Source organism: Acinetobacter sp. YQ_14 (assembly GCF_043102985.1).
GTDB classification, from domain to species: domain Bacteria; phylum Pseudomonadota; class Gammaproteobacteria; order Pseudomonadales; family Moraxellaceae; genus Acinetobacter; species Acinetobacter venetianus.
On record NZ_JBICJJ010000012.1, the window covers coordinates 19,739 to 42,807 of the forward strand.

Genomic DNA, 23,069 nt, shown 5'->3' on the forward strand with positions numbered 1-23,069 from the left:
CAATCAACTTTTCAAATGTGGATTCTCAAGTGGTAAATCATGTTCCAGATGCTCATCAAAAATATCGGTGAGCATACTGTCATAACGCTTCACATTATATTGCAAGATTTGCTCAGCTTCAGTGCTAGTGATAAATCCAAGCTCGACGGCATTTGCAACACGCTCTTCAAACACTAAGCCTTTGAACTGATCTTTAGATTCGGCTTTTTTGAACTTATCCCATAACGGTTGCACTTCAAGCAGCATTTGGAAAGTCGACTCCATACGCCCCATCACATCATCTGGTTCGGTTGTGTAATAGACATGCTTCTTCAACTCTGCTCTAAACGGATTTTCACGCAGCAATAACTGTGCAACTTCTTGTTTGAGCTGATCAGATGGCTTATCAATTGGGCGACCAAATGGGAAACAAATCAATTTCACTAACCATGCTGCAATCTTCACAGGGAAGTTTTCGTAAAAACCATAAAAAGCTTCTTGTACATTGTAGAGCGCTTTATTTAATGCAAGCTCTGCATGTTTCTTTTCAGCATCAGTACGCAAACCATGCTCATAGAACTTTAAAATTGCAGTCGCAATAAATAAATGTGCATGAATATCTGCTAAACGCCCAGACAGCATCTCTTTACGTTTTAAATCACCAGCCAAAAGCCCAAGTGCCATATCCGCAGTTAAAGCAAAGTCTGCACTCAAACGATTAATCAAGGCATAGTAGGGTTTAGAAAAATCATCTGCTTGTTTCGACGCTTGATCTGAACCACCCGTAAAACCAAAAGCAACTGCTTTTGCTGCACGATTAAATGTATAAGCAAGGTGTTTGAATAATAAAGCATTGAACTGTTTCAAAGCCGCTTGCTTATTTTCAGATTGTAGTAATTGTAACTCTTCAAATAGATAAGGATGACAACGCATTGAACCCTGACCAAAAATCATCAATGAGCGCGTTAAGATATTTGCACCCTCAACAGTGATTGCAACAGGAATCGATTGATAAGTTAATGCAAGGAAATTACGTGGCCCAAGTTGAATCGCACGTCCTCCGACGACATCCATACCATGATTAATAACTTTCCTCATGGTTTCAGTGGCATAGTATTTTGCCATTGCTGTCATTACCGCAGGCGTACCACCTTGATTCAAACCACAAGTGACTAAATATCTAAATGCTTCCAACATATAAGCATCACTTGCAATATCACTGGTCGCTTCTTGTACACCTTCAAAATGCCCGACAGATACTTTGAACTGCTGTCTTACACTCGCAAATGCGCCGACTAGCAGATAACTCATCTCACCCGCAGCAGTCGCCAAGGCTGGTAATGAAATCCCACGACCAACACCCAGACACTCCATCAACATGCGCCAACCTTTACCCGCATTCTCCTGTCCACCAATAATCCAATCAATCGGAATGAAGACGTCATTACCTTCAACTGTACCATTCATGAACGGTGCGCCCGGATTATGTCGAGCGCCAATTTTGATACCTTCGTGGCTTGATGGAATCAATGCACAGGTAATGCCATATTCATATTTACTTTTATCACCCAATAAGCCATCAGGATCATAAAGTTTGAATGCCAAACCAATCACCGTCGCGATAGGCGCAAGCGTAATCCAGCGTTTCGAGAAATTCATTTTCAAACCAAGGACCTCTTGACCTTGATAGTTCCCGTAACAGACGACGCCTGTATCAGGGATTGCCCCTGCATCCGAACCCGCTTCTGGGCTGGTTAAACCAAAGCACGGAATCTCCGTTCCATCTGCCAAACCCGGCAAATAGCGTTGCTTTTGTTCGGTTGTTCCATAGTGCAATAACAACTCACCTGGCCCTAATGAGTTCGGCACCATACAACTCACAGCAGCAGTTAAAGAGCGTGATGCAATTTTGCTCATAATGCGACTTTGTGCAAAAGGCGTAAACTCTTTACCACCAAATGACTTTGGAATAATTAAGCCTAAAAAGCCGTTGTCTTTAATAAATTGCCAAACTTCTGGCGGTAAATCTTTATCTTGATGATGAATTTTCCATTCATCCAGCATTGAACACAGTTGTTGTACTTCATTATCTAAAAAGGATTGTTCTTCTTCAGAAAGTTTTGGATAGGGATATTCATCAAACTTGTGCCAGTCTGGTGCTCCCATAAATAACTCTTTTTCCCACCAACTGGTACCCGCATCCAAAGCTTCCCTTTCAGTGCTACTCATGCTCGGCATGGCTTTGGATAACACATCAAACGCAGGTCGGCTAATCAGTGCTTCACGCAATGCAGGGATTAATAAAATCACACTCATTAAAATAATCGGTATACCGACCAATAAACTCCACGGCGTGATCAATACACTACATAAAATAGCGATAACGATGGAAACAATACTACCAATTGTTCGATTGAGTTCGAAATAAAATACAGCCCACAACATTACAAACTGAATCAACAAGCTAAGCAATATCAATAATAGAGTCATAGTTGCTCCTTTGCTTTCAACTTGAACTAAGGAAAATTAATTTATTTGAATTACTACACGTTTGAACTTAGAGGTGAATAAGTGAAAAAAGAGTGAATTTTTATTGTACAGTTTGTTTTTTTAATATTTGACTTAGCTACTAAATATTACACAACCCCATCGAGATGAAACTATATTTTATAATTCAGATACTCAATTTTTAATAGATAAAACATATGTTTAGTAAAATTATTTTAATATATATTCAAATTAATGATCACATAAAGATTCAATAAGAATACCCCTCAAAGGGTTAATTTGTCGGAAAATGGTGGACAGAAACATTCCAAACTTTGATTTTAGAATGTTTCTACAATAATTAATAAAATACCTATGCATTAAAAATATCTTAATTCACAATCATATCTGTCCAACCGTGAAATGGATTCTCAAAATTCTGCCAAGTTTCTACGCCCAGCAACATTTCATTGTCATCCAGCAAACAAGCATCAAATCGTCGTATCAAATCCTCTTGATCCATTTCCATACCGATTAAAACAATTTCTTGTCTCGCATCACCTGTCTGATCATTCCAATTTTTCTGAATCGCTTCTCGACTCTGTGGGTCTTCAGGCCAATGTTCGTCTGGCACGGCAGCCCACCAATAACCTGCGACACCATGCCGAGCCATCGCTCCAGCTTGAGACCAAGAACCTGCAAACTCAGGCTCAGATGCTAACCAGAAAAATCCTTTTGAACGGATTACCCCTTTCCATTCTGAGTTGATAAAATCAAAAAAACGCTGCGGATGAAAAGGTCTTCTTGCTCGATAGACAAAACTTTGGATTCCATATTCCTCTGTTTCAGGTGTATGTTCACCGCGTAATTCTTTGAGCCAGCCCGGCGCTTGGGCAGCCGCATTAAAATCAAATAAATTAGTATTTAAGACGCGATCTAAATTTACTTGGCCAAACTCAGAAACTTCTATTTTCGCCCGTGGATTCAATGAATGTAATATTCCAAACAGCTTTTGTTTTTCATCTTCGTTAATCAGATCAACTTTATTCAATATAATCACATCACAAAATTCGATTTGATCAATCAATAGATCAACGACATTTCGTTGGTCCTCTTCACCCAATGACTCGCCACGCATTTGTAAACTATCGATTGAGCTATAGTCTTTTAAAAAGTTAAAGGCATCTACCACTGTCACCATCGTATCTAAGCGAGCGAACTCATTGAGTGAAACACCATTTTCATCTTCAAAAGTAAATGTTTCAGCAACAGGCAATGGTTCTGAAATCCCTGTAGACTCGATCACCAGTTGATCAAAGCGCTGATCTTGCGCTAAACGGCGTACTTCAATCAAAAGATCCTCTCTTAAAGTACAGCAAATACAGCCATTGCTCATTTCTACCAGCTTTTCATCTGTTCGAGATAGCTCTGCTCCTCCATCTCTGACCAATGCCGCATCAATATTGACATCAGACATATCATTGACGATTACCGCAATTTTTCTACCTTCACGATTATTCAAAATATGGTTCAATAAAGTCGTTTTACCTGCACCCAAAAAACCAGAAAGCACTGTTACTGGTAGTTTTTCGGAAGTGGCTAAAGAATGATTCATTGACTTTCTCACTTTTTAACGGGATTAGATTTCATCTTGGTAAATCAATGCATCCACCAGCATCATTAAATTGACTCATATTGATTGCTGAGCCATACACCGTTTTAAGTTGGCGATTGATGCTGATGGTTTAAAGAATCTTTCATGCAAGGCGATGAGGTGTAGCGATGATCTACACCCCACGTTCGATAACCTGCGCTATCAATATGAATTTGACCTGACTCATACACGCCTAAGCCCATGCTTAGCACTTCACCATGATCAAGCCAAAACTGGCACAACTTTGCTTTTTTTTCTTGAATAGACTGTTGCTCTGCAATATCTGGATTTTCTGAACCAATACGAAAATCCAATGCAGCATTGAACACATGCTTTGATGAACCTGCTCCACCAGCACATTGATTTAATGCATAACTTCGATATACCGAAGTGACTGAAAAATCAGTTACGATCTTTCGATCAATCAACTGATGAAGAATATTTAACGTTGGAATGATGTTGTTCCAAAGTTCCTGTGGCGGAACTTCATATTCTGGATAGTTACATTTTTGCCAATCTCTGGCAGTCTGAAAAAATTCGGCATCAGGAATATATAAATTCAACCCTTGGCTTTTTAAGAAATGCTTATACCTATAGATTTGCTGTTGATGTAAAGGCGCATTTCTCCAAATTAAATAACTTGGTGAAACAACTTTTTGAGTTTTATAAATCCTTTGTTGCTGATTGTCTGATCGCTGCAACTGCTGACTCGAATGTGCTTTTTGTGTCGAATAGACACTCGCTTGATGACAAGCGGATAAGCACAAACTCAGTCCAAAAATACAAACTCTATTCATTTTTACTCAGTTATACGTGAACAACGATTTTGACAAGCAGCGAACTTGCCGATGCATATTGTTATGTTATAACATAACAATATGCATTACAACTTAAGCACTCTTTACAAATGAATCTTGCACTACTCCCAGATATTTCCGCTGAATCGATACAACCAACAGACCATAACCATGCTTTAGATTGGGTTGGCATGGAGAACATTGCACTGCCACTTTATATAGAACAGACCCAATGCCAAAGCCAAATAAATGCCTACGTCAGCTTGAATGATCCTTTAGCTAAAGGCATTCATATGTCTCGTTTATACACACGCCTTTTAGAGTTAAGTACTATTAACAATCTAAATTTGCTAGATATTAAAGTTGCACTAGAAGATTTTTTAGCGAGTCATACTGGATTATCAACGAATGCAAAAATTGAGATCCATAGTGAACTTTATATCGAACGTCCTGCGCTAATCAGTAAGTTATCAGGTTGGAAAAGCTACCCTTTTGTGTTGACCTGTCAGCTAATCAAAGATCAATTTACCACCGAGTTAAAAGTTGAAATTCCTTATTCATCTACTTGCCCATGCTCTGCTGCACTATCACGCAATATTATTCAGCAACGCTTTAACTCTGCATTACAAAACCAAGAGATACAGCTAGATCAACAAGAAATTTTGAATTGGTTAAGCACCACTGATGCGATTGCTGCAACACCACACAGTCAAAGAAGTTTTGCCATTTTGAAATTTAAACTAAACCAAGAGATCAAGCATATTCCACTGATTTTATTTATTAATCAGGCGGAACAAGCCCTCATGACACCTGTTCAAACGGCGGTTAAACGCATCGATGAGCAAGCTTTTGCAATCGCTAATGGACAAAATCTAATGTTTTGTGAAGATGCTTTAAGACGTTTATACAGCACATTTATTCATCATCAATATATTAATGGCTTCAATTTCAAAGTCATTCATGCAGAAAGCTTACATGCGCATGATGCAGTTGCTCAAGGTTCGTGGCAATGGTAGACGCATGTATTTTTAAACATATGGAACAGGGTTTCATAGGCCAACAATTTGATTTTGAAAATGTATTTTCTCAGATCAAATGGAATCAAGATGGGCTCATTCCTGCAATCACGCAAGATAGCACCAGCAAAGAAGTGCTGATGCTGGCTTGGGTTAATGCCGAAGCCCTAACAGAAACACTAACCCAGCAACAAGTTTGTTATTGGTCTCGTTCACGTCAATGTTTATGGCGTAAAGGCGAAAGTTCAGGACATCGGCAATTTTTGGTTGAAGCCAGACTCGATTGCGATGGTGACAGCATTTTATTTCTGGTGCGTCAACATGGCCCTGCTTGTCATACCAATCGTCCAAGCTGTTTTTATCTCGGAATCGGCAATCATCAAATTACCATTCTTAGCGAATCAACACTTTAATTTAATGGATGTAGACTTTCTATGCTTCGTAAAAATCCTTCTGGACATCTTCCTGTTATAGATGAATCAGCCTATGTTGATCAAACTGCGATTATCTGCGGCAAAGTGATTGTCCAAGCCAATGTTTTTATTGGTCCTTATGCCGTGATTCGAGCAGATGAAACAAATGAAAATGGTGAGATGGAACCCATCGTAATTGGCGCAAACTCTAATATCCAAGACGGCGTTGTGATTCATTCAAAAGCTGGTGCAGCCGTAATCATTGGCGAGAGTTCATCTATCGCGCACCGTTCTATTATTCATGGGCCTTGCAGTATTGGACATCATGTTTTTGTCGGTTTTAACAGTGTGTTATTCAACTGCAAAATTGGAAATCATAGTGCGATTCGACACAATGCTGTGGTAGATGGTCGTGATTTACCTGATCATTTTTATGTACCTGCCATGGGCTATATCAACCCTCAAACAGATTTAGCACTTTATCCGCCAATCGACATTTCCATCAGTGAGTTTTCTGAAAGTGTGGTTACGACCAACATTGAATTGGTCAAAGGCTACAAGGCACTGCACAATGAGTTTTAGAAATTCTCCAGACATTATCATTCGCAATGCCAATATCGTAAATGAAGGACAGCAACAAATCAGTGATGTGCTGATTCGTCATGGACGTATTGAAAAAATTCAATCCAATATAACGGGTATTGTTCATGCAAAAAGTATTGAAGCTGATGGCAATTGGCTCATCCCTGGCATGATTGATGATCAAGTTCACTTTCGAGATCCTGGCTCACCGCAAAAAGGAAGTATTGCATCTGAGTCCTCTGCTGCGGTGATTGGTGGCATTACCAGTTATATGGATATGCCCAATACCAATCCAGCGACACTCGATCTAAAGACGTTGATGCACAAGAAGCAAATTGCAGCACAACATAGCATGGCAAATTATGCATTTCATTTGGGTGTGAGTGCGGATAATTTAGAGGTTGTGGAACGACTCGATCCAAAACTGGTGAGTGGCGTAAAGGTGTTTATGGGCGCATCCACGGGCAACATGCTGGTAGATGATCCTACAATTTTGGAACGTTTATTTGCCAATGTCCCGACTATTTTACTCACTCATTGTGAATATACACCGCGCATCAAAGCCAGAGAAAAACTATTTTTAGAAAAATATGGAAGAAATATTCCAGCAGCAATGCACCCCAAAATTCGAGATAAATATGCTTGCTTTGAAAGTTCCAAACTAGCTGTTTCACTTGCAGAAAAGTATGGTACGCAGTTGCATGTCTTACATATTACGACTGCAAAAGAACTGTGTTTATTTAAAGACTTACCTTTAAACCGAAAACATATTACTGCTGAGGTATGTATTCATCATTTGAGCTTTGATGAATCAGATTATGCGGATCTTGGACATCTAATTAAATGTAATCCTGCAATAAAAACCCAACAGGACAAAGAAGCACTGATTAATGCAATTGCTGAAAGCAATCGTTTGGACATTATAGGTACTGATCACGCTCCGCATACGTGGGATGAAAAGCAACAAAGCTATTTAGATGCACCCGCAGGTCTCCCCTTAGTGCAACATGCAATCCCTGTACTAATGGAATTGGTTGCAGATAAAAAAATAGATATCGCAACAATGGTTCGGAAAACCTCTCATCACGTCGCTGATCTATTTAAAATCAAAGATCGAGGCTATATTCGTGAAGGCTATTGGGCTGATTTAGTCTTACTCAGAGAAAATAAACTACAGCTAGCCGTGAAAGATCAACACAACTATATGCGCTGTAATTGGAGTCCTTTTGTAAATAAAACTTTCCAATATAACGTAGATACAACAATCGTTTCAGGACAGTTGGCTTGGCATCAATCACAATTATTTTTAAATTGTCAGGGACAAGCTTTAGAAATAAATAGATAACTAAATAAGATCTTCAGAAAATCGAATCTTGCCCACAATATCTATTTATCATTCTTCGCAAGCATACTTTTGAGCACACCATCTTTAAATATGAAATGGTGTGCCAAAGCTGCGGCAGCATGTAAACCCACAAAGAAAATAAACATATTTCCCAGAAACTGATGAGCTTCGCCAATCAAATGATTTGAAGTTGTCAGCCGTGCTAAAGGAAGTTGCATCGAATATAAGTCGAATTGGGTAGTCATACTAGAAAGTGCCAACCAGCCCATCACGGGTACAACAAATAAAGATAAATATAAAACCAATCGAACCAACTTAAACAACTTTTCTTGATAGCGACTAATTATCTTGTTGTGTGGGAGTTGCTTTTTATAGCAGTATACGGTTGTAACTCTGGCAATCGAAATAGCGAATACCAATAAACCACTCATCACATGAACCTGTCCCCAAATCTTGTCGTGTAATGGATTGCCACTACTAAAATAAGCAATCAATACAAGGCATAATGTCAGCCAATGCAAGATGATGATTGGTTTGGGATAATTATTTTCCATGACTTCTTATCCTTGTTCTGCACTTTAGATAAAGTAAAATTTACATCTGATTTATTTAATGCAACGCTTTTGCTGCTTTAGGTTTAAAAATAATTAAACTTAAAATGATAAAAGTGAATAGCACAATTGAAGCACCTGCCCGACTTAAATCCAAACCACCTTGAGCGATTGGTTTATCCAGAAAATCACCTAAAACAGCACCTAATGGTCGAGTTAAAATAAATGCAGCCCAAAAAAGCATTGTTCTTGAAGCTTTTGTACCAAAATAAAGAATAATCAAAAATACAAGAAGACCACCAAAAATCAGCATTGCCCCTGTATAACCAAGTCCCTGAGTATCTGCTGTCCAATCTCCCAATGCTGTTCCGAGCGTTTGCGAAAACATAATAGTCAACCAATAAAATGCTTCATTTTTCGGAGATTGAATCGTATTGACTGCGATCGAACCACAACTGAGATTCCAAATAAACAAAGATGCAGCCAGTAAAGCAGATAAAATGAGACTTCCGCCTAAATATCCAATACCCAAAGAACGATCAACAAAATCTGCAATAGTTGTTCCTAATGTGGTGGTGGCAATAATCGTTGCCCAATAAAAGAATGGATGGTAACCCTTTGCTCTAATCTGAAAGGCTACTAGTACGATGAATAACACCGTAAAAATTGCGGTACTGAGCAGATAGCCGAGATTGAGTGACATTGAAAATGCATCGCCAGCGGTTTCACCTAAAGTCGTTGCAGCAATTTTTATGATCCAAAAGAGTAGTGTTACTTCTGGCACTTTACTGAGTATTTGCTCTGTATTTTTATCATTGATCATATTGTAATCCAATAAGAAAACAATCTAATTTGACCAAATAGAGCTGAATACAGGCTTAAATTTGAGTAATAAAAAATGTACTCAGTTCTTAAAAACTCGGTACATTTATAAAATTAGCTGTAAACCCTACACACCTTATTTAAAATATTATTGGCTCAAATAATTTACTTATCATTAGGCAAATCTTTTTATTTTCTCTTTACGGGATAAATATGGGTTACATTCCAAATCATCTAATCACTGCTTGATCAACTCAGATTTTAGATTTTCTTGTTCAAAAAAAAGGCTGATAAATATGTTCAGTTTTATGCCCCTAACCGCGAAAAACATACCTCGTTACATAAAACTGGGTGCAGAAATGAGATACAACAAATAAAACTATAAGAACTTTATAGTTTAGGCTAAAAGTTCTTTCATAATTTTATAAAACAGCAAACAAGGATGAATAAAATGTTTGGCAAAATGATGCATCAGTCTTTGTTAATTAGTAACTTGATCGAGCATGCAGCAAAATACCATGCTGATACTTCAATTATTTCACGAGAAGTAAGTGGACAAATCACCACAACCAATTGGCAGCAGGTTCAACAAAATACCAAGCGTTTAGCAAATGCTTTTAAAACTTTTAATTTGAATGAGGGTGATCGTCTAGCAACCATCGCATGGAATAACCATCGTCACTTAGAGTCTTGGTATGCCATTTCAGGTAGTGGTTTGGTCTGTCATACTATTAATCCTCGCCTGTTTCCTGAACAGCTGATTTTCATTATCAATGATGCTCAAGACAAAGCCATTTTCTTTGACACAACATTTTTACCATTAATCACTGCGATTAAAGACAAAGTTCCTACTGTTGAAAGATTTATTTGTCTCAGTGCTTTTGATGAAAAAGTCGCTGCGGCACTCCCTGAAGTTATTTTTTATGATGAGCTGATTCAGGATCAATCAACAACATTTGATTGGCCTCAGTTAGATGAAAACACTCCCAGCTCTTTATGTTATACATCAGGTACAACAGGTAATCCAAAAGGCGTGTTATATAGCCATCGCTCTACCTTACTTCATACCATGGCGATCTCGTTGCCTGATTCTCTGAACTTATCGGCTAAAGATATTGTGATGCCTGTTGTTCCAATGTTCCACGTAAATGCATGGGGAATTCCATATGCAACAGCGATGGTGGGTAGTTCGATTGTATTGCCTGGTCCCAACTTAGATGGTGATAGCCTCGTTAACTTAATTGATGACTATAAAGTGACGGTAGCATTAGGTGTTCCTACAATTTGGCAAGGCCTATTGGCCGCTGCAAAGAAAAAAGGTACACGTTTAGAAAGTATGGTTCGTAATGTTGTTGGTGGCGCCGCTTGTCCTCCATCAATTATTCGAGACTTTAAATACAATTATGATTGCGACACGATTCATGCTTGGGGTATGTCTGAAACTAGCCCACTTGGAACAGCGAATCAGCCTAAAGCTAAACATTTTGCATTAAACACTGAAGACTTTGAACAATTACGTCTCACACAAGGCCGCCCACCTTTTGGTATTGAATTACGTATTGTAGATGGCGACAGTACGATTCCTCTTGAAAATGATGGTCAAACACAAGGAAACCTACAAGTTCGTGGTCCATGGGTTGTTGATCACTACTTTAATCAAGAAAAAAGTTCTTTAACAACCGATGGTTGGTTTGATACTGGTGATATTGCAACGATCAACTCAGACGGCTATATGACTATTTGTGATCGGGCAAAAGACCTCATCAAATCGGGTGGCGAATGGATTTCTTCGGTCGAAATAGAAAATATTGCTGTAGGTCATCCTGACATTCGTATGGCTGCTGCAATTGCAGCAAAACATCCAAAATGGGATGAACGCCCTATTTTAATTGCAGTCAAACAAGAAAATGCATCAATAACGGAAGCAGATATACTTGCATACTTTGAAAATAAAATCGCGCGCTGGCAGATTCCAGATGCAGTCATCTTTGTCGATGCACTTCCAGTCAACGGAACAGGGAAAATTGTCAAAGCAGAGCTTCGTGCACAATACGGCGATACGCTTTTGCAAAATGATGCGGTGGTCTAAGACCACCTTTTAGGTAAATTGAAATGAAGAACAAGAAATGGTTCTTCATTTCTGCTGCTTAAAGCAACTAGGTGGAAGCATGCTTGTTTGAAAAGCATGTAAAGAAATCAATGATTATATTTTTCATCTGAATTTATGGTTATTCCAAGCACACAAGCACTTATTTTTTGCAAAAATTTCACATATTTTACCTCACCTCTATCTCGATCAGATTGATAAGAAACTCGATAAAATTATGCAGACTAGCATCATAATTTCATTTTATGACGTTTAACTCAAAAACAGACCCTACGAAAGGTCTGTTTTTTATCTAATATTTACAGTCTAATGTTCATAACCAATTTTCTTTTTTTAATTAAAAACAAAAATGATTTTGCTCAAGCTCCATCACAGATTCTGCACCTGAACGAATTGCCGCGAGATGAGTCTGAGTACGGATTAATAACTTTTGGTAGAAGAACTTTGCTGTGGTCAATTTTGCTCGATAAAATTGCTCATCATATGTGCCTGCTTGCAATTTTTCATCAGCGACCTGTGCCATCCGAGCCCATAAATATGCAAATACAACATAACTAGAAAAATATAGATAATCGACCGAAGCTGCACCAATTTCTTCAGGGTTCTGCTTGGCTTTTTCAGAAATTTCCTGCGTTATGCCATGCCATTGTTTGGTTAGCTCAGTCAATTTTTCAGTATATGGGATTAAAGCTTTATGACCGCTGTGTTGCTCTACAAATACTTCAATTAATTGAATCATATTTTGTAATAGCTTACCGCCAGACTTCAATACTTTCCGTGCCAATAGATCTAAAGCCTGAATTTCAGTTGTACCTTCATACAAAGTTGAAATTCGAGCATCCCGAACTATCTGCTCCATACCATGTTCAGTGATAAAACCGTGTCCACCAAATACTTGAACTCCGTGCTTAGCTGATTCATTACCAGATTCAGTTAAAAAAGCCTTTGCTATTGGAGTTAGAAAAGCCAGTAATTCATCTGAGAGCTTTTGCTGCTCAGGATTATTTGAAACCTCCAGAATATCTGCATGTTGCGCTAGAAAATAGGCTAAAGCACGACCTCCTTCAGAAAAAGCTTTCTGGGTCATAAGCATTGTACGTACTGCAGGATGTACAATAATCGGATCAGCATTTTTATCTGGATATTTTGCACCACTGAGTGAACGCATCGCTAAACGATCTTTAGCATAAGTTAAAGCACCTTGAAATGATATTTCAGATGCAGCCAACCCTTGGACAGCTGTACCAATACGTGCTGTGTTCATAAAGGTAAACATGCAGTTCAAGCCACGATGTTCAGGTCCAATTAAGAAACCTTTAGCACCATCAAAGTTCAATACGCAAGTTGCATTACCATGAATACCCATTTTATGTTCTATTGCGCTACAAACAACTTTATTTCGGTCTGCTAGATTGCCTGCCTCATCGACATTAAATTTGGGTACGATAAATAAAGAAATTCCTTTCGTTCCTGCGGGTGCATTGGGCAACCTTGCCAGCACAATATGGATAATATTTTCTGTTAGATCATGCTCTCCAGCTGAAATAAAAATCTTTTCACCTGTAATTGAATAGCTACCATCCTCATTCGGTTCAGCTTTGGTACGCACTAGACCTAAATCGGAACCAGCCTGTGCCTCAGTCAAGCACATCGTTCCAGTCCATTTCCCCGATACAAGCTGGGTTAAATAAGTCTGTTTCTGTTCTTCAGTTCCGTGATGTTCGATCGTACGCATAGCACCATGCGACAAGCCTTGATACATCGCCCAAGCCCAATTTGAACCACAAAGCATTTCAGAAATTGAAATGCGTAACAGTGCAGGTAAACCTTGCCCACCATAAGCTGTATCTGCTGTCAATGAAGTAAAACCAAGTTCGGTATACTTTTGATATGCCTCTTTAAAACCATCAGGTGTGGTAACTTTGCCTTTATCTAAATGACATCCTTGCTGATCGCCAATATGGTTAAGTGGTGCTAACTCATTTTCACAAAAATCTGCTGCTACTTCGAGATATTGATTAATCAATTCAAGACTTACATTTTCTTGATATTTAGGCATTTGCTGATAAAGCTGTTCTGTCTGTAATAATTCATGAAGTACAAACTGCATATCACGCAGTGGTGCTTTATAAGCTGGCATTCTATATGTCCTCTATCTGTTGCGGTGTTTTACAGACACCTTCCCTGCAAAGTTCTATTTATCGTTAAATTTAAAATATCAAAATAAATTTCATATTGCAAAATAAAGTTCCACAATTTTAGTTAAAATACTACTTTTTAACAGATTAATGAATCCTAAAATAAAGTTAAAAATTTATATTTAAATAAATTTCATAAACTTAGTTAAAATAACCATATAAATAAAAATTTTGCTATGTAAAATTAAATTCCATTTCTTTAATTTCTATTGTATTTTACAGAGACATAAACCTTCAAAATCAAGGAGTGATGAATGCAAACAGGTCTTGAGTTTTTAACAGCTTTAAAAAATGGTGAAATTTCTGCCTCACCTATGGCTCACACTTTACCCATGCAATTGATCGAAGTTTCTCAAGGCAAAGTTATCTATAAAGTCACCCCAAAAATGGAGCATCGTAATATTCAAGGCGGTGTTCATGGAGGATTTTGCGCAACGGCGCTAGATACAGCAACAGGCAGTGCTGCACATACTATGCTTGAGCAAGGTGTAGGTTACGGAACAATTGATTTAAACGTAAAAATGATTCGCCCACTGCAAGTCGAAACGTGTTACTATGCTCAAGCTGAGCTGATTAATGCAGGACGAAATATTCTAACAACTGAAGGAAAAATCGTAGATGAACAAGGCAAAGTATATGCATTTGCCTCAGCAACATTAATGGTAATCCGAAAATAAGATCTCAAGCCCTATTTAGGGCTTCATCTCCTGTACTATTTTGTGCATCTTGTAAAAATCAAAACGGTCAATTGCAAAAGCAAGAATTGCCATTGTTAACCCTAAAATAACACACATCGTCCACCCCGAATGTTTCCATGCATATACTGCGATAAATGAGCCTAAGGCAGCACCCCCAAAATACAAGGTCATATATATCGAGTTTATTCGGGATCGAGCCTCTACTGAAAGCCTATAAACTAAATTCTGATTAAGCACATGAAAAGCAGATAGACCAAAGTAGGCCATAATGACTCCAATCGCATAATAGATCAGCGATTTCTGAGCAAAAAATAGTGGAATCCATGCTAAAACTAACAACCATATACAAACCAGTGCGACTTTATTTTCATGATGAGCAGCAATTTTCTTACCCGCCCATGTGGTTGCAAAAACCCCTGCCAAACCAACTATTCCAAATAGACCAATTTGAAAATCATTAAAATGGTAAGGTGCATTCGCCAAAATAAAAGTCATGGTCGTAAAAATCAACGCAAGAATCCCGAAGCCAATGCCTCCAGCTAAACCTCGCCGAAGCAAATGGGGTTGATGAGTCGCTAAAGTAAAGAGTGAACGATAAATTTGAAGAATATTGATCTTTTTTTCATTTTTAATCGTAGGTAGTTTTAGCCACATAATTAATGCACAGACTAAAATCAAGATACCACTGATCAGATAAATCGCATGCCAAGACCAAACAGTTGATAGTAAACCTGCGATCGAGCGTGCTAATAAAATTCCCAGAAACAATCCACTCATTAGTGTTCCCACAACTTGGGGGCTTTTTTGTGGACTGGCTAATCCTGCCGCAAAAGGAATCAAAACTTGCGTGGCAATAGAGAAAAAAGTCGCTAAGAAAGTAAAACTATATAGAACAGTTAAAGTTTGACTCCATGAAAGTCCGATTTGAGCTAGTCCTGTACAACACATTAACAGACAGATATAGCTACGCTTTTCAAATAAATCCCCGAGTGGCACCAATAGAAATAGTCCAACGGCATAGGACAGTTGGCCAATAACAATTGTAAAGGCCACCTGTTCAGCCGTTGCATGCAAAGCTTCTGCAATGGAATAAATTAATGGTTGATTATAATAATTCGATCCCGCACAAATGCCACAGGTCATCGCCATTAAGAAGACAAAACCTTTTGATAAAAATGGTTCTGCACTGGATCGAGTTATTGTATCCATATATTTTTAATCCAGTTTAGAACTTATACATAGAGGTAAAGTTTATACGTGATATATCTGCCGTTCTGCCGTCAAAGACCTCTCGCTCTCCTTGATGGTATTCCACACCAAAATCCATTTGACTTGTTGGACTATAAAATACATTAACCGCAAAATCAGTTAATTGCTTATTAGCATCCTGATTTAATTTGGCATAGTCACTGTTGTCATATGAAAATAGCGAGGCAGATAAGTTTGTACGCCATTGATCATTAAACTTATAAGAATAACCAAGATTGACACTATCTAAAGTATTCATCAACAATTCATTTTTGGCCTCATTCAATGAAAAATCACCTGCTGCCTTGAGATCAGATGCATGTGCCAAACTACTTTGTGTGGTGTAAGGCATAAACTTCTGATCGCCAACAATATGTTGATAATTAGCCTGTATGGATTGCTGCGGTGTCAATTTGTATTTGAGTCCAACACCAGCACCCCAACTCACTTTTTTCACAGTATCTGTTGCAACATCAACAGACTTTTCATTCACAAACCCCTGAGCCAGTGCCAATAAATTACCCTGTTTAAAAGTATATCGTCCTGTCAGTGTCGGAAAAGCTGAAACACGCGATCCTGTATATTCCAGTGCCATCTTGACATCATGTTGCGGACCAAGCTTCCAGTCATATCGAACTTGTGGCAAACGAGTATAAGATGTTCCCATAAACTGAGTATAATCAACCGATTCAGTACGGGTTTCCATATTGGACATCAAAGACCATGTTTGTCCAAAAGTCCAATCTTTATAATTAAAGTAAGCGTGGCGGATACGGAATTTACCATCACCAGATCCCCCAACTGAACCATCAAAGAAGTCAGCTTCGATATTACCTGTTACATCCTTATTAGGACTATTAAAGTATACCCCGATACGGCTCGCAGTAATGGTCGCATCTGAACGAGTATGATCAGAACGTGTGTCACTTTCAAATGGTGCTTTATAGATGCTACTGGTCGTTCGCCCACCTGAGTCCGGTGAAGATTGGAAATCTAAGGTTGCATCCATACGGGCAATACCATAGACCTTGACATTGTCAGCCCAAGTAATCCAAGACGGCGCAACAGGTTTGGCTGTTACGGTCGCTTGTTCTTTAGCCAAGCTTTCATCCAATTTCACTTGCTGAACTTGTAAATTTGATTGCACACTCTTTTGTTCGGCTAATTCAGTTTTTAATCGCTGTAATTCCAATTCGAGTGCATTGATTCTTTGTTCAGTGCTATCTGGTGAATTTGCAAAAATAGTTCCTGAAGCCACTGCGCAAGCAGTAGCCAAAATTAGTTTTTTCATCTTTGTTCCTTAAAGACTTTTTAATCAAACTCCCCTAAACAGCCAAAGTGATTTAACGGCCGAAATCGGGTGAGCGTTATTTAATTTGCAGTTTATTGACGAGCATCAACTAATGGACAGCCAGTCATTGCCTGTAGTTGATCAAAACTAAGACCATCAACTATTTCAATCACCTTAGCCTGACCATTTTCGAGTTGAATGATGCAAAGATCGGTATAAATACGGTCGACACACTGCTCGCCAGTAATGGGATAAGCCAATTGACTAACGATTTTGGGTTCGCCTTTTTTGGTGGTATGTTCCATACAGACAAAAATCCGTTTTGCGCCTACTGCCAAATCCATTGCACCACCAACTGCGGGAATATCATCTTCTTTACCTGTATGCCAGTTGGCGAGATCACCATTATCTGCAACCTGAAATGCTCCAATCACGCATATATCAAGATGTCCGCCACGCATAATGTCAAAAGAATCTCCATGATGCATAAAGCAACCACCTGACAATAAGGTAATCAGTTCTTTTCCAGCATTTACCAAATCAGGATCTTCTTCTCCCTCCTTTGGTGGTGGACCAAATGCCAACACGCCATTTTCAGAATGTAAGAAAATTTCCTTATCTTTAGGTAAATATTTGGCGACATTGGTTGGCAAACCAATTCCCAAATTGACATACGACCCTTCTGGAATATCTTGAGCAATGATTTTTGCAATATCTTCACGTGAACGTTTTTGAACTGACATTAGATATCTCCTACCCGTACAACATGCTGTACAAAAATCCCTGGAGTAACGATACACTCAGGATCTAAGCTACCGAGTTGCACTATTTCATTGACTTGTGCGATAGTTGTAGTCGCAGCTTTTGCCATAATTGGGCCAAAATTACGAGCCGCCTTGCGATAAGTAAGATTGCCCCATCGATCAGCCTTATCTGCATAAATAAATGCAAAATCAGCCTCTAATGGATATTCCAGCACATAGTTTTTACCGTTAATACAACGAGTTTCTTTACCTTCAGCAATTCTGGTACCGTAACCAGTAGGTGTGAATACTGCACCTAAACCAGCACCCGCTGCCTGAATACGACAAGCTAGATTTCCTTGAGGTACAAGTTCTAAATCAATTTTTCCTGCACGATACAAGTCAGGAAAAACTGTTGAACTGACTGATTTTGGGAAAGAACAGATCAACTTTTTCACTTGCCCTGCCAAAAACAACTTCGTTAAGCCATCTGGACCTGAAGAAGCATTGTTATTAATAATCGTGAGTTCCTTCGTTCCAATATCTAGCAATGCTTCAATTAATTCGGCTGGCTGCCCTGTTGTTCCAAAGCCGCTCGTCATAATAGTTGCACCATCAGGAATCTGTTTTAAAATCGTTTCAATATCACTGGTGATTTTATTGATCATAAGATTTTACCTTTTGCTTAAAATTGCACGATGGACTTAATCTGCTTTTTGCGGGTTATATAAACGGTCTTTAATAAACAGCAATGGAATAACACCACAAATAAAGTAAGCACCCGCCATGACTAATAAACCCAATCCAATCGAACCATTTTGAGATAAATAACCAATTGTTAATGGTGAGAAAATAGAAAGTACCTTACCAACGTTATAAGCACCTCCAACAGCTGAACCACGAATCGAAGTTGGGAAGCTTTCAGTCATATAGACCGCATTGATGGCGTATGGAATTCCATAAAGGAAACCAAAGAAAAGCATTAACCATAAAATGTTCGTTGGGGTATTTAAGTAAACAATAACTGGAATAAATAATGCTGTACCGATCGTACCGAATGCGAATACCGCACGTCGTCCTAGCTTGTCTGCAACAATACCTGCAATGATTTTGGCAAAAATCATGATGATGAACGTACCAACCATATACATTGCCATTTCTTTGAATTTGATCCCTAGATCAGATTCTAAATAGGCTGGTAACCAGTTACTCACACCGTAATAACCAAACTGCAATGCACCCGTACTAATTACCCAAAGAATAAACATCGTGCCGTGTTTCTTATCCTTAAAGATTTCACGGTATGTACTCTGAGGTTTAGCAGATTGAGTATTGCTCTCAATTTTTGCAGCTCTAAGCTGGCGAGAACGTTTCCATGACTCAGACTCAGGCACCATAAAGTGCATGAGAATAGACAGCACAATCGGAGTAATCGCAATCCAGTATAGGAAGCGCCAACCGTGAATTGGAATAATATGACCTGCTAACAAAGTAGCGAGTAACGAACCTAATGTATAACCCGTCATTAAAGTCGCTAATGCGGTTGAGCGATGTTTGGTTGGGATCATTTCTGAAATCAGGACGTTACAGGCAATATATAGTGCGCCTAACCCCATAGAACCAAATACCCGAATCACTGCAAACTGTTCATAGGAATGAGTAAAGCCCAGTGCACAGGTTAAAACTGAGGAATAAGCTACAAAAAATACAATGACTCGAACGCGACCAAAACGATCACATGCCCAACCACCAAACAACCCACCAATAGCTGAACCGAATAGCGTTAAACTACCGAGCATTCCCGCCTGTAAACCTGTTAAATGAAATTCAGCTTTTAAACTTGTTAAGCTTAGCGCTAAAAATCCTAAATCCGCGCCATCACACAACAATGCAAAAAAGGCAAAGATAAAAGCGGTAATCCATATTTTTTTAGGGGTCTGAATCGCTTCAGTACTATTATTTTCCTGCTTCATTATTTCTGTTGTCATTTCCGTATCCTTAATAGAAACATAAGGCATCCCCTGCCTTATGTTATTTAGACGTATTAAGCAGTGATTTCTTTAATCATGTTCTTCGCAATAATGATCTGTTGTACCTGAGTAGTACCTTCATATAGACGGAATAAACGTACGTCACGGTAGAATCGCTCAATCGAATATTCACTGATATAACCTGCGCCACCATGAATCTGAACGCAACGATCTGCCACACGACCACACATTTCTGTGGCGAACATTTTTGCGCATGATGCTTCAGTGCTAATATTTTCACCGCTATCACGACGGCGTGCGGCATCTAAAACCATACATTTAGCAGCATAAATTTCTGCTTTTGAATCTGCTAACATCGCCTGAATCAGCTGGAAATTAGCAATCGGTTGTCCAAACTGTTTACGCTCAACTGCGTAACGTAAAGCATCATCTAACATCCGCTCAGCGACACCCACGCTATAAGCACCAATGTGTAAACGCCCTTTATCCAACACTTTCATCGCTGTTTTGAAACCAACACCTTCGACACCACCAATCAATGCTGAGGCAGGTACACGACAGTTTTCAAAAATCACATCACAGGTATGTGAACCTTTCTGACCCATTTTTTGGTCGATCTTTCCAAGCGAAATACCAGGTGTATTCGCTTCCACCAAAAATGCTGAAATACCGCCTGCACCTTTGATCTCAGGATTAGTACGCGCCATCACAGTAAAAGTAGAAGCATGTGGTGCATTGGTAATAAAGCGTTTGGTGCCATTTAAGATATAGTCATCACCATCTTTTACAGCAGTTGTTTTAAGTGAAGCTGCATCAGAGCCAGCTTCAGGTTCTGTTAAACAAAATGAACCGATGATTTCACCACTTGCATAACGTGGCAGATACTTTTGCTTTTGCTCTTCCGTACCATCAATCACGAGACCACTAGAACCAATCCCATTATTTGTCCCAATTAATGAACGAAATGCTGGCGAAGTTTGTCCTAATTCAAAAGCAACGTTAACCTCTTCCTCCATCGTGATCCCTAAACCACCATATTCCTCAGGAATAGTAAGACCAAACAAACCTAACTCACGCATCTGTACCACAATGTCTTCTGGAATTCGGTCAGTTTCTGCAACTTCATGTTCACGAGGAATCAATTCATTTTTTACAAAATCCCGAATGGTAGAGAGTAGCTGTTGCAGCATCCCTTCATCACGAATCATTCGTACGCTCCCTTTATATTTTGTCTTGGCAATTCTGAATAAAGATTTCGATAAATAAACCTCAAACTTCGCATTACGAAATTTGGTTTTTCATCTCATTCATTTCATATTAAGAGATTAAAAAGCAAAAATTCAAGCCTTTTTAAAAATTAATTTCGTTTAACGAAATTTTAAGCACCAACACAGCCTAATATCAATTAGTTACGAAACAGTACGTAAGGAATTTGATTAATATGAATAAAAAACACTTGAAATAACTTTTAAAATACGCATCATTAGAGAAATTAAATTTTGTTATGCGAAATAAAGGATATAAAATTGAATACAAATCTAGGGAATAATTTTTTAGAAGTAGATCTCAGCATACCCAAAGTCGCACTGGTTCAAATCAACCGTCCTGATGCTATGAACGCTTTAAATGGCGAGGTTCGCAGGCAACTTGCGCAAGTGTTTACCGAACTTAGCTTTAATGATGATGTCAATGCGATCGTGCTGACAGGCGGAACAAAAGTGTTCGCAGCAGGTGCAGATTTAAAAGAAATGGCTACAGCGGATTCCACAGAGATGCTATTACGTCATACCGAGCGATATTGGAATGCGATTGCACAATGTCCAAAACCAGTGATTGCAGCAGTCAACGGTTATGCATTAGGTGGCGGCTGCGAATTGGCAATGCATGCTGACATTATTATTGCAGGGAAAGGCGCCATTTTTGGCCAGCCTGAAATTAAAGTCGGCTTAATGCCCGGTGCAGGTGGTACACAGCGATTATTTCGTGCTGTCGGTAAATTTCATGCGATGCGCATGATTATGACTGGCGTCATGGTACCTGCGGAAGAGGCCTATCTCATCGGTCTAGTTTCTCAAGTGACTGAAGATGAAGACACGATCCCCACTGCCCTAAAAATGGCTCAAAGCCTTGCAAAAATGCCTCCAATTGCTCTGCAACAAATTAAAGAAGTGGCATTAATGAGTGAAGATGTGCCTTTAAACGCAGGCTTAACTCTTGAACGTAAATCATTCCAACTGCTGTTCTCAACAGAAGATAAAAATGAGGGAATCAATGCCTTCATTGAAAAACGTAAACCGACTTATCAGGGCAAGTGATCTCTTAATTATCAAGGAATGGAACTTAACATGGATAAAAAAGTCTTTGTCAGTGCTGGTGGTTCAGGTATTGGACGTTGTATAGCAGAAGCATTTTTAAAAAATGGTGATCAGGTATTTGTATGTGATATCAATGCAGAAAGCTTGGCGCAGTTTAAACAAGATTTTCCTCAATTACATACTTATAGCTGTGACCTGGCTCAACCAGATGCTATTCAGGATATGTTTCAGCAAGTCGTCCATACATTCGGCCATTTAGATGTACTGGTCAATAATACCGGTATTTCAGGGCCAACCGTTGCAGCTGAGGATTTAAATCTAGAAGACTGGAATGCGGTTCTCAATCTCAACCTCAACAGTACTTTTCTGATGACCAAACTTGCCATTCCTTATTTAAAGCAATCTATTGGAGGTTCAATTATTAATCTATCCTCGATTGCTGGTCGTTTAGGCTATCCATACCGTTTGGCTTATTCAACCTCTAAATGGGGCATTGTTGGTTTTACCAAAACGCTGTCTATGGAACTAGGAATAGACAATATCCGCGTCAATGCCATTCTTCCCGGTGCAGTAGATGGTGAGCGTGTTCAACGTGTATTACAGGCTCGTGCTGATCTTGCCAACATCTCATTGGAACAAGCTACCCAAAATGCGTTAAACAATCAGTCCCTCAAATACTTTGTAGATCCAAAGCATATTGCGGATCTGTGCGTGTTTCTGACTTCAGAAAGTGGACGCTCCATCTCGGGACAAATCTTACCGATTGATGGCGATAAACAATATTTAAATTAAATCTAATTTTGAAACGTAATTCATTGTAGAGATAAAACAT

The 23,069-nt window shown here is 38.9% G+C and carries 20 protein-coding genes; 8 read left to right on the forward strand and 12 right to left on the reverse strand.

The features are described from left to right. Positions 1-3 precede the first annotated feature (3 nt). The 3 genes from ACF8D3_RS06790 to ACF8D3_RS06800 form a co-directional block, all read right to left on the reverse strand. A complete protein-coding gene (locus ACF8D3_RS06790; protein ID WP_392470833.1) occupies positions 4-2,469 on the reverse strand; it encodes an acyl-CoA dehydrogenase in 2,466 nt (821 codons plus the stop codon). A gap of 388 nt (positions 2,470-2,857) precedes the next feature. Beyond that, entirely contained in the window at positions 2,858-4,081 is a 1,224-nt protein-coding gene (gene zigA / locus ACF8D3_RS06795) for a zinc metallochaperone GTPase ZigA (RefSeq protein WP_392470834.1), read from the reverse strand. Between the two features lie 104 nt (positions 4,082-4,185). Then, the gene (locus ACF8D3_RS06800; protein WP_392470836.1) at positions 4,186-4,917 is read right to left on the reverse strand and encodes a D-Ala-D-Ala carboxypeptidase family metallohydrolase; all 732 of its coding nucleotides are present in this window, start codon (positions 4,915-4,917) and stop codon (positions 4,186-4,188) included. A 110-nt stretch (positions 4,918-5,027) separates the two neighbouring features. Between ACF8D3_RS06800 and folE2 the strand changes: the two genes are divergently transcribed. The 4 genes from folE2 to ACF8D3_RS06820 are packed head-to-tail and all read left to right on the forward strand — an operon-like array spanning position 5,028 to position 8,273. Further along, entirely contained in the window at positions 5,028-5,933 is a 906-nt protein-coding gene (folE2, locus tag ACF8D3_RS06805) for a GTP cyclohydrolase FolE2 (protein WP_392470837.1), read from the forward strand. Continuing rightward, positions 5,927-6,346: a phosphoribosyl-AMP cyclohydrolase gene (hisI, locus tag ACF8D3_RS06810; RefSeq protein ID WP_392470838.1), complete on the forward strand. Its 420-nt coding sequence runs from the start codon at positions 5,927-5,929 to the stop codon at positions 6,344-6,346. The genes folE2 and hisI overlap by 7 nt, the downstream gene beginning before the upstream one ends. Before the next feature lie 21 nt (positions 6,347-6,367). Continuing rightward, a complete protein-coding gene (locus tag ACF8D3_RS06815; protein ID WP_392470841.1) occupies positions 6,368-6,928 on the forward strand; it encodes a carbonate dehydratase in 561 nt (186 codons plus the stop codon). Then, positions 6,918-8,273: a dihydroorotase gene (locus tag ACF8D3_RS06820; RefSeq protein ID WP_392470842.1), complete on the forward strand. Its 1,356-nt coding sequence runs from the start codon at positions 6,918-6,920 to the stop codon at positions 8,271-8,273. The genes ACF8D3_RS06815 and ACF8D3_RS06820 overlap by 11 nt, the downstream gene beginning before the upstream one ends. Before the next feature lie 41 nt (positions 8,274-8,314). Here the strand turns inward: ACF8D3_RS06820 and ACF8D3_RS06825 are convergent, their stop codons facing one another. Both ACF8D3_RS06825 and ACF8D3_RS06830 read right to left on the reverse strand, forming a co-directional pair. Next, entirely contained in the window at positions 8,315-8,827 is a 513-nt protein-coding gene (locus ACF8D3_RS06825; protein WP_392470843.1) for a cytochrome b, read from the reverse strand. Between the two features lie 55 nt (positions 8,828-8,882). After that, positions 8,883-9,647, reverse strand: coding sequence for a hypothetical protein (locus tag ACF8D3_RS06830; protein WP_392470845.1), 765 nt, complete (start codon positions 9,645-9,647; stop codon positions 8,883-8,885). Positions 9,648-10,097: 450 nt separating this feature from the next. Between ACF8D3_RS06830 and ACF8D3_RS06835 the strand changes: the two genes are divergently transcribed. Further along, positions 10,098-11,735: a long-chain fatty acid--CoA ligase gene (locus ACF8D3_RS06835; protein WP_392470862.1), complete on the forward strand. Its 1,638-nt coding sequence runs from the start codon at positions 10,098-10,100 to the stop codon at positions 11,733-11,735. Positions 11,736-12,090: 355 nt separating this feature from the next. Here ACF8D3_RS06835 and ACF8D3_RS06840 read toward each other — a convergent pair whose 3' ends face one another. Continuing rightward, a complete protein-coding gene (locus tag ACF8D3_RS06840) occupies positions 12,091-13,893 on the reverse strand; it encodes an acyl-CoA dehydrogenase C-terminal domain-containing protein (protein WP_392470846.1) in 1,803 nt (600 codons plus the stop codon). 312 nt (positions 13,894-14,205) lie between these two features. On the opposite strand from ACF8D3_RS06840, the gene ACF8D3_RS06845 reads away from it, so the two are divergent. Continuing rightward, a complete protein-coding gene (locus ACF8D3_RS06845; protein WP_392470847.1) occupies positions 14,206-14,628 on the forward strand; it encodes a PaaI family thioesterase in 423 nt (140 codons plus the stop codon). A 15-nt stretch (positions 14,629-14,643) separates the two neighbouring features. Here the strand turns inward: ACF8D3_RS06845 and ACF8D3_RS06850 are convergent, their stop codons facing one another. The 6 genes from ACF8D3_RS06850 to ACF8D3_RS06875 form a co-directional block, all read right to left on the reverse strand. Beyond that, positions 14,644-15,858: an MFS transporter gene (locus ACF8D3_RS06850; protein ID WP_392470848.1), complete on the reverse strand. Its 1,215-nt coding sequence runs from the start codon at positions 15,856-15,858 to the stop codon at positions 14,644-14,646. Between the two features lie 16 nt (positions 15,859-15,874). Next, positions 15,875-17,188, reverse strand: a complete 1,314-nt coding sequence (dcaP, locus tag ACF8D3_RS06855; RefSeq protein WP_007484070.1) for an outer membrane trimeric porin-like protein DcaP — start codon at positions 17,186-17,188, stop codon at positions 15,875-15,877. 92 nt (positions 17,189-17,280) lie between these two features. Next, on the reverse strand, positions 17,281-17,931 hold the full coding sequence (locus ACF8D3_RS06860) for a 3-oxoacid CoA-transferase subunit B (RefSeq protein WP_257736456.1): 651 nt from the start codon (positions 17,929-17,931) through the stop codon (positions 17,281-17,283). Then, positions 17,931-18,599 carry a 3-oxoacid CoA-transferase subunit A gene (locus ACF8D3_RS06865; protein ID WP_007484074.1) on the reverse strand — a complete coding sequence of 223 codons (669 nt, stop codon included), beginning with the start codon at positions 18,597-18,599 and terminating at the stop codon, positions 17,931-17,933. Before ACF8D3_RS06865 ends, ACF8D3_RS06860 begins: the two co-directional genes overlap by 1 nt. A 36-nt stretch (positions 18,600-18,635) precedes the next feature. After that, positions 18,636-19,919 (reverse strand): MFS transporter, encoded by a 1,284-nt coding sequence (locus ACF8D3_RS06870; protein WP_197664927.1) that lies wholly within the window; start codon positions 19,917-19,919, stop codon positions 18,636-18,638. A 56-nt stretch (positions 19,920-19,975) separates the two neighbouring features. Continuing rightward, positions 19,976-21,130, reverse strand: coding sequence for an acyl-CoA dehydrogenase family protein (locus ACF8D3_RS06875; RefSeq protein WP_007484078.1), 1,155 nt, complete (start codon positions 21,128-21,130; stop codon positions 19,976-19,978). A 318-nt stretch (positions 21,131-21,448) separates the two neighbouring features. Between ACF8D3_RS06875 and ACF8D3_RS06880 the strand changes: the two genes are divergently transcribed. Beyond that, positions 21,449-22,237, forward strand: coding sequence for an enoyl-CoA hydratase (locus tag ACF8D3_RS06880; protein WP_061392705.1), 789 nt, complete (start codon positions 21,449-21,451; stop codon positions 22,235-22,237). Positions 22,238-22,267: 30 nt separating this feature from the next. Continuing rightward, positions 22,268-23,029 (forward strand): SDR family oxidoreductase, encoded by a 762-nt coding sequence (locus ACF8D3_RS06885; protein WP_061392704.1) that lies wholly within the window; start codon positions 22,268-22,270, stop codon positions 23,027-23,029. Positions 23,030-23,069: the final 40 nt, after the last annotated feature.

What these genes read in the sequence shown, in the direction of transcription:
- ACF8D3_RS06790 (WP_392470833.1), bottom strand. Translation starts at nt 2,469, where the DNA reads ATGACTCTATTATTGATATTGCTTAGCTTGTTGATTCAGTTTGTAATG.
- zigA (WP_392470834.1), bottom strand. Translation starts at nt 4,081, where the DNA reads ATGAATCATTCTTTAGCCACTTCCGAAAAACTACCAGTAACAGTGCTT.
- ACF8D3_RS06800 (WP_392470836.1), bottom strand. Translation starts at nt 4,917, where the DNA reads ATGAATAGAGTTTGTATTTTTGGACTGAGTTTGTGCTTATCCGCTTGT.
- folE2 (WP_392470837.1), top strand. Translation starts at nt 5,028, where the DNA reads ATGAATCTTGCACTACTCCCAGATATTTCCGCTGAATCGATACAACCA.
- hisI (WP_392470838.1), top strand. Translation starts at nt 5,927, where the DNA reads ATGGTAGACGCATGTATTTTTAAACATATGGAACAGGGTTTCATAGGC.
- ACF8D3_RS06815 (WP_392470841.1), top strand. Translation starts at nt 6,368, where the DNA reads ATGCTTCGTAAAAATCCTTCTGGACATCTTCCTGTTATAGATGAATCA.
- ACF8D3_RS06820 (WP_392470842.1), top strand. Translation starts at nt 6,918, where the DNA reads ATGAGTTTTAGAAATTCTCCAGACATTATCATTCGCAATGCCAATATC.
- ACF8D3_RS06825 (WP_392470843.1), bottom strand. Translation starts at nt 8,827, where the DNA reads ATGGAAAATAATTATCCCAAACCAATCATCATCTTGCATTGGCTGACA.
- ACF8D3_RS06830 (WP_392470845.1), bottom strand. Translation starts at nt 9,647, where the DNA reads ATGATCAATGATAAAAATACAGAGCAAATACTCAGTAAAGTGCCAGAA.
- ACF8D3_RS06835 (WP_392470862.1), top strand. Translation starts at nt 10,098, where the DNA reads ATGTTTGGCAAAATGATGCATCAGTCTTTGTTAATTAGTAACTTGATC.
- ACF8D3_RS06840 (WP_392470846.1), bottom strand. Translation starts at nt 13,893, where the DNA reads ATGCCAGCTTATAAAGCACCACTGCGTGATATGCAGTTTGTACTTCAT.
- ACF8D3_RS06845 (WP_392470847.1), top strand. Translation starts at nt 14,206, where the DNA reads ATGCAAACAGGTCTTGAGTTTTTAACAGCTTTAAAAAATGGTGAAATT.
- ACF8D3_RS06850 (WP_392470848.1), bottom strand. Translation starts at nt 15,858, where the DNA reads ATGGATACAATAACTCGATCCAGTGCAGAACCATTTTTATCAAAAGGT.
- dcaP (WP_007484070.1), bottom strand. Translation starts at nt 17,188, where the DNA reads ATGAAAAAACTAATTTTGGCTACTGCTTGCGCAGTGGCTTCAGGAACT.
- ACF8D3_RS06860 (WP_257736456.1), bottom strand. Translation starts at nt 17,931, where the DNA reads ATGTCAGTTCAAAAACGTTCACGTGAAGATATTGCAAAAATCATTGCT.
- ACF8D3_RS06865 (WP_007484074.1), bottom strand. Translation starts at nt 18,599, where the DNA reads ATGATCAATAAAATCACCAGTGATATTGAAACGATTTTAAAACAGATT.
- ACF8D3_RS06870 (WP_197664927.1), bottom strand. Translation starts at nt 19,919, where the DNA reads ATGACAACAGAAATAATGAAGCAGGAAAATAATAGTACTGAAGCGATT.
- ACF8D3_RS06875 (WP_007484078.1), bottom strand. Translation starts at nt 21,130, where the DNA reads ATGATTCGTGATGAAGGGATGCTGCAACAGCTACTCTCTACCATTCGG.
- ACF8D3_RS06885 (WP_061392704.1), top strand. Translation starts at nt 22,268, where the DNA reads ATGGATAAAAAAGTCTTTGTCAGTGCTGGTGGTTCAGGTATTGGACGT.